The organism is Micromonospora sp. IBHARD003 (assembly GCF_056106285.1).
This window is the reverse complement of sequence record NZ_JBWBBX010000001.1, coordinates 5,686,612-5,702,325: the sequence shown is the minus strand read 5'-3', so window position 1 is coordinate 5,702,325 and position 15,714 is coordinate 5,686,612. Positions and strand designations below refer to the sequence as shown.

12 protein-coding genes are annotated in these 15,714 nt (G+C 68.6%); 3 read left to right on the top strand and 9 right to left on the bottom strand.

The window, feature by feature from the left end:
* Positions 1-93 precede the first annotated feature (93 nt).
* Positions 94-564 (top strand): GNAT family N-acetyltransferase, encoded by a 471-nt coding sequence (locus ACTWOL_RS25390; protein WP_474299095.1) that lies wholly within the window; start codon positions 94-96, stop codon positions 562-564.
* A 112-nt stretch (positions 565-676) separates the two neighbouring features.
* Here the strand turns inward: ACTWOL_RS25390 and ACTWOL_RS25385 are convergent, their stop codons facing one another.
* The 9 genes from ACTWOL_RS25385 to ACTWOL_RS25345 form a co-directional block, all read right to left on the bottom strand.
* Positions 677-1,060 (bottom strand): DUF6083 domain-containing protein, encoded by a 384-nt coding sequence (locus ACTWOL_RS25385; RefSeq protein ID WP_474299094.1) that lies wholly within the window; start codon positions 1,058-1,060, stop codon positions 677-679.
* Positions 1,061-1,446: 386 nt separating this feature from the next.
* Positions 1,447-1,653 (bottom strand): hypothetical protein, encoded by a 207-nt coding sequence (locus ACTWOL_RS25380; protein ID WP_474299093.1) that lies wholly within the window; start codon positions 1,651-1,653, stop codon positions 1,447-1,449.
* 10 nt (positions 1,654-1,663) lie between these two features.
* The gene (locus ACTWOL_RS25375; RefSeq protein ID WP_474299092.1) at positions 1,664-2,026 is read right to left on the bottom strand and encodes a hypothetical protein; all 363 of its coding nucleotides are present in this window, start codon (positions 2,024-2,026) and stop codon (positions 1,664-1,666) included.
* 598 nt (positions 2,027-2,624) lie between these two features.
* A complete protein-coding gene (locus tag ACTWOL_RS25370) occupies positions 2,625-3,857 on the bottom strand; it encodes an MAB_1171c family putative transporter (protein ID WP_474299091.1) in 1,233 nt (410 codons plus the stop codon).
* The gene (locus tag ACTWOL_RS25365; RefSeq protein WP_474299090.1) at positions 3,854-4,339 is read right to left on the bottom strand and encodes an ImmA/IrrE family metallo-endopeptidase; all 486 of its coding nucleotides are present in this window, start codon (positions 4,337-4,339) and stop codon (positions 3,854-3,856) included. The genes ACTWOL_RS25370 and ACTWOL_RS25365 overlap by 4 nt, the downstream gene beginning before the upstream one ends.
* Positions 4,340-4,499: 160 nt before the next feature.
* The gene (locus tag ACTWOL_RS25360) at positions 4,500-4,994 is read right to left on the bottom strand and encodes an XRE family transcriptional regulator (protein WP_474299089.1); all 495 of its coding nucleotides are present in this window, start codon (positions 4,992-4,994) and stop codon (positions 4,500-4,502) included.
* A gap of 226 nt (positions 4,995-5,220) precedes the next feature.
* Entirely contained in the window at positions 5,221-5,748 is a 528-nt protein-coding gene (locus ACTWOL_RS25355; RefSeq protein ID WP_474299088.1) for a hypothetical protein, read from the bottom strand.
* Positions 5,749-6,054: 306 nt separating this feature from the next.
* On the bottom strand, positions 6,055-6,447 hold the full coding sequence (locus ACTWOL_RS25350) for a hypothetical protein (RefSeq protein ID WP_474299087.1): 393 nt from the start codon (positions 6,445-6,447) through the stop codon (positions 6,055-6,057).
* A complete protein-coding gene (locus ACTWOL_RS25345; protein WP_474299086.1) occupies positions 6,447-8,942 on the bottom strand; it encodes a DUF4132 domain-containing protein in 2,496 nt (831 codons plus the stop codon). Before ACTWOL_RS25345 ends, ACTWOL_RS25350 begins: the two co-directional genes overlap by 1 nt.
* 852 nt (positions 8,943-9,794) lie before the next feature.
* Here ACTWOL_RS25345 and ACTWOL_RS25340 point away from each other — a divergent pair.
* Positions 9,795-12,374, top strand: a complete 2,580-nt coding sequence (locus ACTWOL_RS25340) for a Pls/PosA family non-ribosomal peptide synthetase (protein WP_474299085.1) — start codon at positions 9,795-9,797, stop codon at positions 12,372-12,374.
* A 29-nt stretch (positions 12,375-12,403) separates the two neighbouring features.
* Positions 12,404-15,688 (top strand): non-ribosomal peptide synthetase, encoded by a 3,285-nt coding sequence (locus tag ACTWOL_RS25335; protein WP_474299084.1) that lies wholly within the window; start codon positions 12,404-12,406, stop codon positions 15,686-15,688.
* Positions 15,689-15,714: the final 26 nt, after the last annotated feature.

Genomic DNA, 15,714 nt, shown 5'->3' with positions numbered 1-15,714 from the left:
TATCAACGCGCACGGACAGGGAAATGCCGCCCCACGGCGACTCTTTACGTCGGCCCAGATGGCGCAACTGCCGGATGCAGGAAGAGGTATGGCATGAGGTCCCCAAGCGTGCACCTACGGGAGATCACCGACGAAAACCGGGATGCCGTTCGTGCCCTGCGCGTCCGACGGGAACAGAAGCAGTTCGTCGCCTCCGTGTCCAAGTCGCTCAAGGAGGCGGCAAAGACGCCGGAAGCCAATCCCTGGTACCGCGCCGTGTACCGTGGCGACGAGCCGGTCGGCTTCGTGATGATGTCCTGGAAACCGTCGACTGGTCCTTTCAAAGGGCAGCACTTCCTTTGGCGCCTCCTCGTCGACAAGCGGTACCAGAGGCGAGGGGTCGGCCGAGAGGCGCTCACGCAGATCGCCGCCCTGGTTCGCGCGGACGGCGCCACCGAGTTGTTGACCAGCTATGAGCCCGGCGACGGCGAACCGTGGCCCTTCTATCAGAAGTTCGGGTTCGAGCCCACCGGGGAGATCGACGACGGCGAGATCGTTCTGCGGCTCACCTTCCCCGCTCGCTGAGCTCATACGGGAAAGCGCCGACGCTTTTGAACTCCGGTGGTCAGATGACGAAGCAGCCGGTGGCCGCCTGGAAGTCGATACCCACCAGGTTCATGACTTGCTGAAGCGAACGTCACCCCGCATCCGGCCATTCCTCCGGAGGCTCAGGCGGCTCCGGGTCAGCCTGCCGCTCCGCTCGCCGCCCGTTCTCCGCTCTCAGTGTCGTCAACCACGGCCAAAGATCCGGCAGCAGTTGCGCCGGGCAGGCCAGCCGGTGCTCGATACGGCAACGCTGAAACGGATCCGGCGGACACACCTCGTAGACGGTTACCCGCCCATCGGACAGCACGATCCATCGATGCTCCGCCGGCACCGTATGAGCCGGCGGAGCCATATCCGGCTCCAACAGCACCCAATCCTGCTCTAGCGTCGCCACCCGATCCTGCATCAGCCCGCAGTAAGGGCAGTGGAACTGCCCGCCCCCCAGCCGCCGCGGTTCCTCTGTGAAAGCCCCCATACCATGAGGGTCGACAGCCCGGCGGCTTGTGCGTAGAGCGCGAACCAGACGGGACGCCTGAGTCTGCCGTTCATCACCGAAACGGGACACGACGCGGCAGGTGCAACGGGCAACAAGCACCCGACGGCACTTGGCTGAGACACGACGAAGCCAGCCGGCCAGTGGGTACGGCCTCGGAATGCCCGGATTCGACGAGGAGTTCACGAAAGACAAAGCACCTGATGGAAACAGGAAACGGCGTGGTCCGCTACAGCCCTGAGCGGCCCTGTGTGCGTGGACTCTTTCGTGGACAAGATCTTGAAGCGCCCACCCAGGTCAGCCTTTGGTGCCGCGAAGGCCCCTGGACAGGTCGAGGGGCCCGAAGCCGGCGCTGTGATCCTTGAGCTTCAGTCCGTCGCCGCGCCTGACTTGGACGGCACTCGGCGAGGCGTCGCACCGTCCAAGTGGACCACCACGGTGGTGTAGAAGCGGTGTACCGCGTCGTCGACGCTGCGGATGAACCCGGACTCTGCGCTGCCGCGACTGCTTCCCATGCCTTTGAAGAGGGACAGACGGAAGCCGACGATCTGGGCGTCATTTCCCTTGGGGAGCATGTCCGCCGGCTCAGAGCGGCGCCTGATTCCGCCCGGGGAAGACCGACCGGCGTCCGAGCATGCGGAAGGGGTGCCCTCCCCGCAGCGGGAGGGCACCCCAAAGACGGTCAGCGTCAGCGGTGGCCGAAGCGGTTGTGACCCCGGTGGTGGCCGTAGCCCCAGTGGTGACGGTGGTGCCGGTTACCCCAGTGGCGACCGTGGTTCCGGTGGCCCCAGTGGCGGCCCTGGTACCGGTGACCCCCGCGGTCGTGGCCCCAGCGGCCGTCACGGTCGCCGCGATCGTCGCGGTCACCGCGGTCACCGCGGTCGCGTCGGTCGCCGCGGTCGCCGCGCCCGTCGTCATCGTGATCGTGACGACCGTCGTGCGTGGCATGAGATGCCACCGAAGGTGCAAAGGTGGCGGCACTGGCGCCAGTGGCACCGCCCAGCAGGACGGCGGCCGCGACGCCCAGCGCGGCGGCAAAACGGGAAACCCGCATTCCGTGCTCCTTTCACGGCAGGCGCCTGATGCGCCTGCCTGGTTCGGACACGTCGATGTTCACATCCGAAATGCTCGCTTATGTCCGAGCCATCACTAAAGGCACCTCATATAACGAAAAATCGTTGAAGCGGGAACCGCTGTCCGGCGTGGCAGCGTCACGCGCGCACGCGTACGGGTAGCCGTCCCCCGTCCACTGGGGTGAACCCGCACCGCATGTTCTTGCCAAGCTCGTGTTCGCCTGCCACCCACTTCTTCGCGGGTATCTCCACTCGCGGCGGCCCCGTCCCGACACGTTCCGAAACCCCGGTCCGGCATGTGCGGGAAGGCATCAGGGCCCGTGGTCACTCGCGCCGCTGGAGCACGCCGGGCGGCTCAGGAGGCGTAGACCCGCCGGCTCAGGACGGGTTGAGCGGATCTTCGCGGCTCAGGCAGGCGTGGGTATCCGCGGCGCCATGCCCCCGCGCCGCCGTCGGCCCGGCCCCCACGGACCTCAGGCCGACGGCGTCGACTCCCCTACCACCGATGGCGAGTCCGCAGAGGCGTTCGCCACTGCCTCGGACACCCTGCGCACGATCCGGCTCCCGTAGAGCCGCGAAACCCGCTCCAGCCAAGCGATCTGTGCCTCGAGGTCGTCCTCGGCCTCACCGAGGGGACCGTGACCGGTCGGCTCATGCGGCGGGTTCTTCCCCTCGAAGCCCGCGTCCTTGCGTGCGACGGCCTGCCGCAGGCACACCGCTTCCACTGCCGCGGCCAGCCGTGGTCCTGACAACCCGGCCGCCACCAGGTGCCGGCTCGCCTCGGTTCCGGCGGCTTCGCCGCGACAGGGCTGCAGCGCGAGCATCCCGTCACTGATCTCGATGATCCGCCGGTACAGGAGCATCTTCGGATCGCGCTCCAGCTCCGCGGGCAGCGGCAGCACCACCTCGGGAACCGCCTTCCCCACTGCCCGCCACAGCGGACGGATGCCGCGCAGCCGACGGCGGCACGCAGCGCGTTCCCTCAGTCCGGCCACGCTCGGCCATGCGATACCGACGACGAAGAGAAGCAGGGTGGTCGCCAGCAGGGCCTGCGTCGTGGCCACCGCGACCGCGTCCTCGAACAGCCGGTTGCCGGATCCGTGAGCCGCCAGATGAACGGCGCGATGAGCGGCGTAGATCAGGCTGGAGACGCATGCGGCTCCGAGGATGCGCAGCGAGGTCCGCAGCGGGCCGGGGGCCGCCCGGCGTCCGTAGCGCCGGCACATCAGTCCCGCGGTGGTCGTTCCCCAGACGACGTAGAGGAGGTAGATGCTCCAGTACGCGATGCCCGCCGCGGTCGGCGTCTGCGTCACGAGGTGGCGCTCACCGTCGGGGCGAGGGCTCAGAAGAAAGGCCCAGCAGAGCAGGATCCCTGCGCCGGACAGCAGGATGCACGTCCGGCGTCCCGCCCGCCCGGTCTCCGAAGTCCCCTCGGTGATCTGGCGTACGAACGCGATGAGGCAGGTGATCGCGGCCAGCGTCAGGAGATGGATCAGCAGGTTCGTGACGGACTCCATGCCCGTCGCCGTGTCGACCATCCTGCGTACTCCCGGCACCCCGAGGGTGACGGCCAACGTGATCAACGTGACCATCGCGCTCATCGGGAGGGCCTGAGGGCCGGCCGTGCGGGCTCTGTGTCCCGTGTACAGGGTGGCGGTCCACAACGGGCCGAGCACCACCAGGTCGAAGGGCCGGATCGTGGTCACGCGCGCGCCTTCGGACCGAGGACCCGCTCGAGCCGCGAGAGGACGCGGGCGGTGTCTCCCGGGGTACGTGGCGAGCCGGTCACGCCCGCCCAGATCCGGCCGTGGATCAGGGTGGCCATCACCTCGGCCTCGCGCTCCTGGGCCTCCGAGTAGTCCGTACGCCCCCGGGCGAGCAGCCGCCTGACCATCCCGGGATCCAGCCCTGGAAACAGGTATTCCACGCCCGCCCGGGACCCGTCGGCGTCTGCGGTGCCGTGATCCAGCAGGAGGTGTGCGAGCTCATGAAGGATGATGTGCCGCTGATGCAGCCCACTCGTGGCTGCCTCGTAGAAGATGTGGTCCGCATCCCTGAGGCCCACCCACAGGCCGCAGATGCCTGACGAGTCGCCGGCGCCCCGTGGGAGCGGTGAGAGGGTCAGCGAACGGCCTCGCTGTCTGGCGATGGCCCGGCACAGTTCTTCGACGGTCGGCGGTCGTGTCACCTCAAGGCTGTTCAGAATCCGCGCACATCGTGCGATGAAATCGGTCCACGCCTCATGGCGCATGGCATCCCCCCCGGGTACCCGCGGCGAATCGCGCACGAAGGCGACTCGCTGCTCACGGGGGAGTATATGCAGGCAGAGAGGGTGAGTTGGGCGGAGATCAGTCCGTTGGTCCGCCGTCGCGCCGGTCGCGTTCCTGCGAGCGGCCGGCATTCTCGACCAGGCCGCGCACCACGTCGAGTCCCTGCGACGACAGGGTGGCCACAGCCGCTGCCCGCAGCGCCACGGCGCGGACGTCGTTGGTGCGCATCGCGGTGATCAGGGCCAGCTGCGCCATCGTCTGCTCGGCGACGGCGTCGTCGACGAAGTAGGCCACGGGCACGCCGAAGAAGGTGCTCAGCGCACGCAGCGTCCCGATGGTCGGATTGGTCGCCTTCCCGTTCATGAGCATCGAGAGGCGGCCGACGCTCAGCGATCCCCCGTCGGGTTCGCCGGCCGTTCTGATGCCGTCGACGACTTCCTGCAGGGTGTGACGCCGGCCCAGAGGCTGTACATGGTCGAAGAGGTACTCGAGGCGTACGGCGAGGCGCTGAGCCTCGTCACCGTCCGTGGCCTGCCTCCCGGCGCCACCGGAAACACTCGCCGTGTCGCCCACCGTACGTTCGCCTCTCCATGCCCCCGCGACCCCCGCGTTCGTGCGGTGCAGTATCCCCCAGAAGCTCTTCGGTGGCGACAGACAGCCGGTGGCCGTGACGCGGCGACTCGCGGCGACGTGCTTCCGGCAGAGGCGGACGGACCGGCCGCGGCGATACCGCCGGGGCGGGAAGGGATGACTGCGCCACCATCCCTTCCCGCCGTCGGCAGCCCGCCTCGGAGGACCGTCACACGTCGATGGAGATGGCTTCCATGGCACGCGCCTGGCCCACCGTGCCCACCTGGATGTACGGGGCCGCGACCGCTCGCTGCCAGCCGACGTCGCGCAGATGGGCCTGCGCCGCGATCGTGCCCGCGCCGACCTGCAACTCCACGGCCTCGATGGGCAGGTTCCTGCCGGTCGTGCCGATGACCACGGCGTTGCCGTCCCCGACACAGGACCAGGGCTGCCAGCCGACGTTACGCACGTGAGCGCGGGCACACAGTCCGCCGGTGCCGGACGAAGCGATGGTCAGCGCCTCGAGGTTGAGGGCCTGGCCGGTCGTACCGGCCACTGTTCCGTTGCACTTGGTGCCCTGCCAGCCCTGGTTCTGCACATGGGCCGCGTAGCAGATGTTCCGAGCGGCCGTGGCGTTCTGCGCCGCACTCGCGACATCCGGAGCCGCGGTCGCCGCGGAAGCAGGGGCAGCACCGGCCAGCGAGCCGCCGATGGCGAGTGTCGCCGTAGCGAACACAGCGGACAGCATCTTTCTCATAAAGTGAATCCCTTCGAGTGGATCAGCGGGTGGTCAGATCACACAGAGCGGCTGTTCCCTTGAATTTGCCTACTCAACACGGGAGTTGCTGAGATCAATCATGGATGGATGTCCGATGCCGAGTCAATCTATATTGAAAATGATCAAGTAGTGGGATCCTGTGCCACCGGCTCGGCGAGGTGCTGCCCCTGGCCGGGCGCGGGCTCACGAAAGCAGCCGGAACGCTCTCCTCCGGCATCCGCGCGGCAGGGCCGACGCCCGGGCGGGCCGCGCCGGCCTCCACCCAGGCAGGTAAGTGACGGTCCCTCAGCCGCCGACAAGGGCGACGAGCTTGATGAAGACCAGGTCGGAATCAGCGGTGAGATCCAGGACCTCGTCGAGGTCCTCGACCTGGCGATCGCCGGTCAGTACGAAGAACCCGTTGGCCAGGAAGGTGCGTTCGGCGGTTTCGGCCTGACGCTCCCAGTCGATGCGGCGTGGCTCGCGGAGACGGTAACCGTTCAGCTCCGTCTCGGCGCCGTCGGGGCGGACAAGGCCGTTGAAGCGGTTGCCCGGGCGGGCGTTGTGCCGGGCGACCTCCTCACGGACGCGGAGCCTGATCAGCTCCCGTACGGTCATCCGCTCCGGCAGCCCGGCGACCTGCCACTCGGTGACCGGCTTGCCCGTCGCGGTCTCGTCCCTGAACGTCACGGTGGCCATCAGGCACCTCGCTTGATCTGACGGAGGATCGTCTCATCGGTGATCTTGGTGTCGGCCGCGAGCGCGAATGCCTTGCTGAGGATCAGAGAGAGCCGGTCGTCCTCGAACGGCAGGAACACCTTGCCGTCTCCCGACCGCCGCGCCGGGACGATGCACAGATAGGCGTCGTCGGGCTCCATCAGGATGTTGGCCGACCCCAGATGGATCTTGTACGTGCCCAAGTCCCCATGGACCACAAGGAAACGCCCGTCCAGCGAGCACCGGCCGGCGATCTTCAGGCGCGGCAGGATCCGCTCCAGCGCCTCGCGGCGGACCTCGGCGCTCGCGGTCAGCTCACCGAACGTGGCCCTCCGCCAGTACGCGGCATGGCGGTCCTCGCCCCGGTCGGTCCAGTCGGGATCGGCGGCGATCGAGGTCACGCCGACGAAGAGGTCCACGTCCCGCATCGCCTCGCTGAACACCGGTGGGGGCACCTCCGCCAGCGGAACCTCCCGCCAGCGCCGGCCGTCCCGCCGCTCGAAACGGACCTGGTCCGTCGCGGCGTGCTCGGGTGCGTAGCCGCCGTCGTCGTCCGCGGCGGGCTCGTGGTGGAAGCAGGCACGCCACTCGCCGTCGCCGAACTCGGCCCGCGCCTTCCCGTCGTAGCCGCCGTCGTGCCGGCCGAGGAAGTTGGCCTGCCAGCGGCGTTCCTTGAACAGCGCGTAGAGCTGCCGGTAGTGGACGATGTGGGCGGCGAACCGGTTGGAGTAGACGCCGGTCTCCTCCTCCGCCGGGGTGAGCAGATAGATCTCCCGGAAGGCCTGTTTGAACGGCTGCCGCAGCCCCCCGGTGACGAGGTGCTCCCGCCACGCCCTGATCTCCTCCGCGGACGCCCGGATCGGATGCCACAACCGGACGCATACGGGCCGGCCGGTCGGCTCGGCCGTCGGTGCCACAGCGCGCCACTCGCCGTCCGCGCCCTGGAACTCCCATATCAGGCCGCGGACGAGGACCCCGGTGACCGGATGGTCGCGGTAGTGGCGGCACCACTCGTCGTACGGCCACTCGCGTCCGGCCGACATCAGCGCCTCGAGGCGGGCCCGCTCACCCGACAGTGTCCCCCGCACCTCCTTGGCCAGGGCCTTCAACTCCTTGAGCTCGTCAGGGAAACCGTCCTTCACCGCAGCCGGAGCCGTGCGGGACGTCATCCCGCCGGAGCGTGAGAAGCCGAGCCGCACGGTCGCCGTTTCCTCGATCGCCACCCGCACCCGGTGTCCGCCCAACTCCCGTTCCAGCGAGCCGTCCGGCGCCAGGCCGTGATCCGGCACGCTGCGCTCCACGAGTTGCTGCGCCGTGATGCCCTGCTTACCGGCTGCCGTCACCAGCGCGGTGTCGAGCTGCTTGCGCAGAGCCCGGTGTTTGATCAGGGACTGCAGCCGCCACAGGGCCTCCAGAGACGCCGGGTCGCCGGTCTCGGCCAGCGCGTTGATCGCCGCGCCCGCGAGCTTGAGGTCCTGGATCACGCCGTTTCCGAGATCACCGGTCCGCAGCGCGAGCGCGCCGAGATGCTGCACCGCGGCAGGGCCGCCGGTCAGCGCGGCCGCCCAGACGACACCGCGCGCCAGGTCCCCGTCGTTCTGGCGGACGACGTAGTGGTAGTGGTAGTCGCCGTGGAGCCAGTCGGTGTGCACGCCGTTTCCCCTGCTGCACAGCGGATCGTCCACGGCCAGCGCGCGCAGGACGTCGGCCACGAGGGCCTTCGCCGAGGCCGCGTCCACGAGTTCGAGGCACGTCCGCCGCCACTTCTGCGCAGGACGCGGCCCTGACAGGCTCGCCAGGTGCCGTATGAGGCCTGCCAGTTCCGGCGTCGGCGCCGACTTCGCACGGTCGCTCAGCGGAGCGGCCCAGGGAGCGTCGGCAGGGATCAGTCCCTCGGGGATGTACGCCTCCTCCACACTCGCCAGCAGGGAGCGCAGGCGCTGGGAGAGTGAGGCGCGCAGACGTGCCTCGACCCTGGAGTCCGTGAGCTTCGTGTGTGAGTGCCGCAGCCAGGGCATGACCGCACGGCGGCCGCCGGGGTCGAGCTGTTCGGCGGCGCTCAGCACCTGTCCCAGCGCGTCGGCGAACCCGTAGCCCGTGCCGTACTCGGTGACGCGGAGCAGCATCACCGCGATCTCGTCGGGCGTCCAGCCGCGCACCCGCGAGATCAGGCGCCCGATCTCCGCGTCGTACCGCCACGAACCCGTCGCGTCGCTGCGGGTGGCCAGCATGAGGCACAGGACCGCGGCCCTGCCCTCCTCGTCCGCGCAGACCGCGAGCCACCCGTCGATCTCGGCCTGGGTCGCCGCGCGCTCCGCCCCGAACCGCCGGTGCTCGTGCCCTGTGGACCGCCGGAGCTCGGTGCGCTGACGTTCCACGAGGTCGACGAGCCGGCGGGCACGCTCGAGCGCGGCGTACCTCACCTCGTCGAACGGGTCGTTCCTGCGGGCTTCGGCCACCAAGGCGTCGTAGAGCATGCCGGGATGATGGCAAAGGGGACTGACATCGGCGCTGCCCCCGTGCGACCGCGACGTCACCGCCTGGCTCTATCCCCCTGCTACTCCCCCGCCCGCGCCGACGACCTCAAAGTCATCACTCCGCGTCATTTGCCTCCGCCGGCTCTCCCGTCGAGGCGGCCCCTCATCGCCCGGCCGGCCCTGGAGCAGGCCCGTGACGGCTCCGGCGCCGGCCACACTCTGCGGCAACCCGGGCCACATGCGGCACCGGCATCACGGCTCCGGCTCCCAGAAGGGCTCGCAATTCCCTTTCGACGCGCGAGTACCGTAAGAAGTAGCGCCACAGAGCGCGGACGAACATTTCATCCGAAATATCGAACCGCCGAACGGCCGTTTCGAATAATCATCGAACCTTCCACCGAACTGAATAACGAGGAAGGTCGGATGTGAATACGCCGCAGATCCGAGCAGAATTATCCGGTCGGGAGGGGCACAACGATCGAATCGGGGTTCGGAGCATGCCGGGTCACTGTGCCCGGAGGCGCCCTAACCCGTTCGGCGGATTCACGGTCGCACGGCCGTGCGGCACACAAGCGGGCAGGGTCCCGGCGGCAGTTACGGCCGCAGGACCTGCGGATACGGGGGATGCCAGGTCCGCCGGTGGCACCGAGCGCCACTGACGGCTCAACACCAGCGAGTTCGAGTGGCAACGCGCCCTGTGACGGCGGAGACTGGTGGAAGGGTTTTGTGACCGAAAAAGAGTTCACGACCTCGTGGCTGCCGGATTGCTCGCTACGGCTATCACCGCAGCGCAAGAGCGCCGGTTACCGGCCGGCTCCGGCGGCTGGTGATGAAATTTCTCAAGGAGCTCGCATGGAGGAAAAATCTGTCGAGGTCTTGACACCCGAGCCGGATGAATCAGAAATCGCCAAGCGCAGCAGTGGCGCCGATCCGGCTACCGGCACCGAGAAGAGCTTCGCCGAGGTGCTGGCCGATGTGGTGAACGTCGAGCGGGTGTCGGTCGACAGCCACTTCTTCGATGACCTGGGTGCCAACTCGCTGGTGATGGCGCAGTTCTGCGCCCGGGTCCGGAAGCGGGACGACCTGCCGTCGGTGTCCATGAAGGACATCTACATGTACCCGACGGTCCGGAGCCTGGCGACGGCGTTCGCGGACGCCGTACCCGATCCTGCCGAGCTCGCCGCCACCGCCCCGGAACCGGTGCAGGCGGAGGCGCCGAAGCCTGCGGGCTCACTGCCGTACGTCCTCTGCGGGATCGCGCAGTTCCTGATCTTCTTCGGCTACTGCTTCGCCGCCGGGGTGATCACGGCGACGGGCTACGAGTGGGTCTCCGATGCCTCGGGTGCGCTCGACATCTATCTGCGGTCCCTGGTGTTCGGCGGCGCGGGATTCGCGGCTCTGTGCACTTTCCCCATCGTGGCCAAATGGATTCTGGTGGGCCGGTGGAAGCCGCGCGAGTTCCCGGTCTGGGGTCTGACGTATCTGCGCTTCTGGATCGTCAAAGCCCTGGTGCACACCAGCCCGATGATCTTCCTCGTCGGGAATCCGCTGTATGTGCTGTATCTGCGGGCACTGGGTGCACGCATCGGCAAGAACGTCACGATCCTCTCCCGTACGGTCCCGGTCTGTACCGATCTGTTCACGGCCGGCGACGGGACGGTGATCCGCAAGGACTCGTTCTTCCTCTGCTACCGGGCACACGCGGGTCGTATCCAGACCGGTCCGATCACACTCGGCCGGGATGTGTTCATCGGCGAGAAGACCGTCCTCGACATCGACACGTCGATGGGCGACGGGGCGCAGCTGGGGCATACGTCGGCCCTCCAGAGGGGGCAGACGATCCCGGACGGCGAACACTGGCACGGCACTCCGGCCGAGCGCACGGAGATCGACTACGTACGGGTCGCGCCCGCGAAGTGCGGCACGCTGCGCCGGGCGAGCTTCGGCTTGGTCACCCTGCTCCAGACGTTCCTGCTGTACGTGCCGCTGACCATCGGGGGCGCGTACATCCTGGTCACGGAGGTCCCCTCGCTGGGCAAGCTGCTGGAGCCGGGGGCGGCGCAGATCGCGTCGCCGGTGATCTATGTCGACGCGCTGGTCCTCTCCCTGGTGCTGTTCGCGGGGTTCGTCGTCTTCGGACTGGTCTCGCTGTTCACCGTGCCGCGGCTGATGAGCGTGGTCATCAAGCCGGACAAGGTGTATCCGCTCTACGGCTTCCACTACTCGGTGCACCGGGCGATCGCCCGGGCGACCAATATCAAGTTCTTCAAATGGCTCTTCGGCGACAGCTCGTACATCGTCTACTACCTGCGAGGGCTCGGATACGACCTGTCGCGGGTCGAGCAGACGGGTTCGAACTTCGGCACGGAAGTGCAGCACGAAACCCCGTATCTGAGCACCGTCGGAAGCGGAACGATGATCGCCGACGGGCTCTCGATCGTGAATGCGGACTTCTCGAGCACGTCGTTCCGGGTGTCCCGGGCGACCATCGGTGCGCACAACTTCCTCGGCAACAACATCGCCTTTCCGTCGGGCGCGAGGACCGGTGAGAACTGCCTGCTCGCGACGAAGGTGATGGTGCCGCTCGACGGTGAGGTCCGCGAGGGTGTGGGACTCCTCGGATCACCGTGCTTCGAGATTCCGCGGTCGGTGGAGCGTGACTCCCGCTTCGACCACCTGAGGACCGGCGAGGAGCTGCACCGGCATCTGCGTTCGAAGAACCACTACAACCTGCGCTCGATGGCCGTCATGCTCTTCGTGCGCTGGCTGCTGTTCTTCGCCATCACGCTGCTCGGCCTCACGACCGTCGACCGCTACGGCGCCCTCGGGGAGGCGCTGATCGCCACTTCCCTGGCGCTCGCGCTGGGCGTGACGGCGGTCTATCTCGTCCTGGTCGAGCGCTGTATCGGCAAGTTCCGCCCGTTGCAGCCGAAACTGTGCTCCATCTACGAGCCGTACTTCTGGTGGCACGAACGCCTCTGGAAGGTGCCGGACGAATACCTCAACGTCTTCAACGGCACCCCGTTCAAGAACCTGATCTGGCGCATGCTCGGGGTCCGGATCGGCAAGCGGGTCTTCGACGACGGCTGCTATCTGACGGAGCGGACGCTCACCACGATCGGCGACGACTGCACGCTGAACGCGGGCAGCAAGATCCAGTGCCACTCCCAGGAGGACGGCACGTTCAAGTCCGACCACAGCACTCTCGGCAGCGGTTGCACGCTCGGTGTCGGCTCCCACGTCCACTACGGCGTAGCGATGGGCGACGGCGCGGTGCTCGCGGCGGATTCCTTCCTCATGAAGGGCGAGGAAGTGCCCCCGTACGACCGGTGGGGCGGAAACCCCGCGGCGCCGATGCGGGACACCCAGTGTCAGCCAGCAGCCGAACCAGCGCACCGCCCCGCCGGGCGGACAGCGCTGTGGCGCCGGTGAAGGGACGGAAGACTCCGATGGGAATGCGCATGGACAGCGCCGACGACTTCTGGCGCGGTGTGCTGGCCGACGGCGGGTTCGCCACAGTCCCGCGGTGGGCGCCGGATCCGGTGCCGGGCGTGGGTGAGTGCGAGGCCGTGGTCCCCGACGATGTCGCGGCGGTGCTGCCGGGTCTGGCGCGGGAGCTGGCGGTTCCGGTGGAGTCGCTGCTGCTGGCGGCGCACGGGAAGGTGCTGGCCGCGTTGTCCGGTGAGCAGGAGGTCGTGGCCGGTTGTGTCACGGCGGAGGGCGACCGGCCGCTGCCGTGCCGGCTGGATGTGGGGCCGGCGTCCTGGCGGGCGCTGGTGCACGGCGCCGACCGGGCCGTCGCGCAGGTGCGGGAGCACCGGGACGTCCCCTTCGACACGGTCCAGCGCGAACTGGATCTGTCAGGGCCGCTGTTCGAGGCGGTACTCGATCCCTACGGCGCCGACGGCACGCCGGACGGGGACACGGTCCTGTACGTGGGATGCGCCCGTCGTGGTGGGGGGTTGGTGGTGCGGGTGGCGTATCGCACCGAGGTGATGGATGGTGAGGCGGCGGGGCGGGTCGCGGGGTATCACGTGGCGGCGCTGGGGTTGTTGTGTGCGGATGTGGATGCCGGGCACACCGGTCAGGGGTTGCTGTCGCAGCGGGAGCTGCGGTTCCAGCTGGAGGGGCTGGCCGGGCCCGAGCGGGCGTTGCCGCAGGTACGCGCACACGAGTTGTTCGAGGAGCGGGTGCGCGAGCACCCGGACGCGGTGGCGGTGGCCTGTGGCACACGGTCGCTGACCTACGGGGAGCTGAACGCGCGGGCGAACCGGCTGGCCGGGGCGTTGCTGGAACGGGGCCTTCGGCCCGAGCAGGTCGTCGCGGTGGTCACCGAACGCAGCCTGAACTGGCCGGCGGCGGTCCTGGCGATCTTCAAGGCCGGCGGGGTGTATCTGCCCATCGAACCGCACTTCCCGCCCGAACGGATCCGCACCACCCTCAACCGGGCCGGCTGCCGCCTGGTACTGACCGAACCGGGCGCCACCACCCACCTCGACCACGCCCTCACCACCACCGACACCGGCACTACTGCTGCTGCTTCTGCTTCTGCTGTTGAGCGGCTGCTGATCGACGATGCCCTGGCCGAGCACCACCCCAGTGACAACCCGGGCACCACGGTGGCACCCAACCAGCTCGCCTACATCTACTTCACCTCCGGCTCCACCGGCGAACCCAAGGGCGCCATGTGCGAACACGCCGGCATGCTCAACCACCTCCACGCCAAAATCGACGACCTCCACATCGACAACGCCACCACCGTCGCCCAGACCGCACCCCAGTGCTTCGACATCTCCCTGTGGCAACTCCTCGCCGCCCTCCTGACCGGCGGAAAAACCCAACTCATCGACCAGGAAACCATCCTGGACGTCCCCCGCTTCGTCGACACCCTCGCCCACCACCGCGTCAACGTCGCCCAACTCGTCCCCTCCTACCTCGAAGCCGTCCTCACCCACCTCGAACGCCACCCCCACCCCCTACCCGACCTGCACTACGTCTCCGTCACCGGCGAAGCCCTCAAACCCGAACTCGCCCAACGCTGGTTCACCACCCAACCCGCCATCGGCCTCCTCAACGCCTACGGACTCACCGAAACCAGCGACGACACCAACCACGAACTCATGCACACCCCACCCGAGCGCGTCCTGCTCGGCCCCCCCATCCCCAACGTCCACGTCTACGTCGTCGACGAACACCTCACCCCCGTCCCCCTCGGCGCCCCCGGCGAAATCGCCTTCTCCGGAACCTGCGTCGGACGCGGCTACATCAACGACCCCGAACGCACCCGCGCCGCCTTCGGCACCGACCCCCACCGCCCCGGCGCCCGCCTCTACCGCAGCGGCGACCGCGGCCGCTGGCACCCCAACGGCAAACTCGAATTCCTCGGCCGCAAAGACACCCAAGTCAAAATCCGCGGATTCCGCATCGAAATCGGCGAGATCGAAAACACCCTCCTCAAACTCCCCGGCATCCGCGACGCCGCCGTCATCGTCACCGAACACCCCACCACCGGCCCCCAACTCACCGCCTTCTACACCTCCCACACCCCCCTCCCCACCGACCAACTCACCGACCACCTCACCACCACCCTCCCCCCCTACATGGTCCCCACCACCTACCACCACCGCGACCACCTCCCCCTCACCCCCAACAGCAAAATCGACAAGAAAACCCTCACCAAACAAGCCACCCAAACCACCCCCACCACGACCACCACGACCACCACCACCGAACCCCCCACCACCCCCACCGAACAACGCCTCGCCACCGCCTACGCCGCAACCCTCGGCCTCCCCACCCACCACATCACCCGCCACGACCACTTCTTCGACCGCGGCGGCACCTCCCTCACCGCCGTCAAACTCGCCATCGCCCTCGACCGCACCATCACCCTCAAAGACATCACCGCCCACCCCGTCCTCACCGACCTCGCCACCCTCATCGACACCAGGTCGGCACCGCGCTCCGAGCTGCTGCAGAAGCTGTCCGGGCCGGAAGGCGAGCAGTCCGCGGCCCTGGTGTGCTTCCCGTACGCCGGAGGCAACGCGGTGAACTTCCAGCCGATGGCGAAGGCGATGCAGGGCAGCGGGCCCGCGGTCTACGCAGTCGAGGCGCCCGGGCATGACCCGGCCGGGGACAGCGAGCCGTTCACGCCGCTGGCGCAGCTGGTCGAGCAGGTCGTCGAGGAGATCGGTCGGCGGGGCCTGACCAGGGTGCTGCTGTGGGGCCACTCCTCGGGCGCCGCCCCGGCGCTGGAGACGGCCAGGAGGCTTCAGGATCGCGGCGTGAACGTCCAGCGGGTGTTCCTCGGCGCGCAGTTGCCCGGTGATGCCGCCGGGCGGCGCGCCGCGGCCGACGAGCTGAGCGCGCGCAGCGATGCCGAGATCGCCGCCGGTCTGAGCACGGACAGCGGCTACACGGGCCTCGCGGAGCTCGGCGAGCTCGGTCCACGGCACGCCGAGCGGGTCGGTGCCGCCTACCGGCACGACTGTGTCGGCGCGCACCGCTATTTCGCCGATGCCCTGGACTCCCCGCCGGCCGTGAAGCTGTCCGCGCCCGTCACGGTGATCGTCGCCGCCGACGATCCCCATACGGCGGGGGCCGCCGAGGCGCATCTCGACTGGCAACTGCTGGCCGAGCGCGTCGAGCTGCACGAACTCCCCGACGGCGGCCACTACTTCCTGCGCACCCGTCCCACCGAGGCGGCCAAGGCCGTTCTGCACGCCGCCGAATGGCCGGCTTCCTGAGCCGCGACCGAACCGAAAGGAATGCG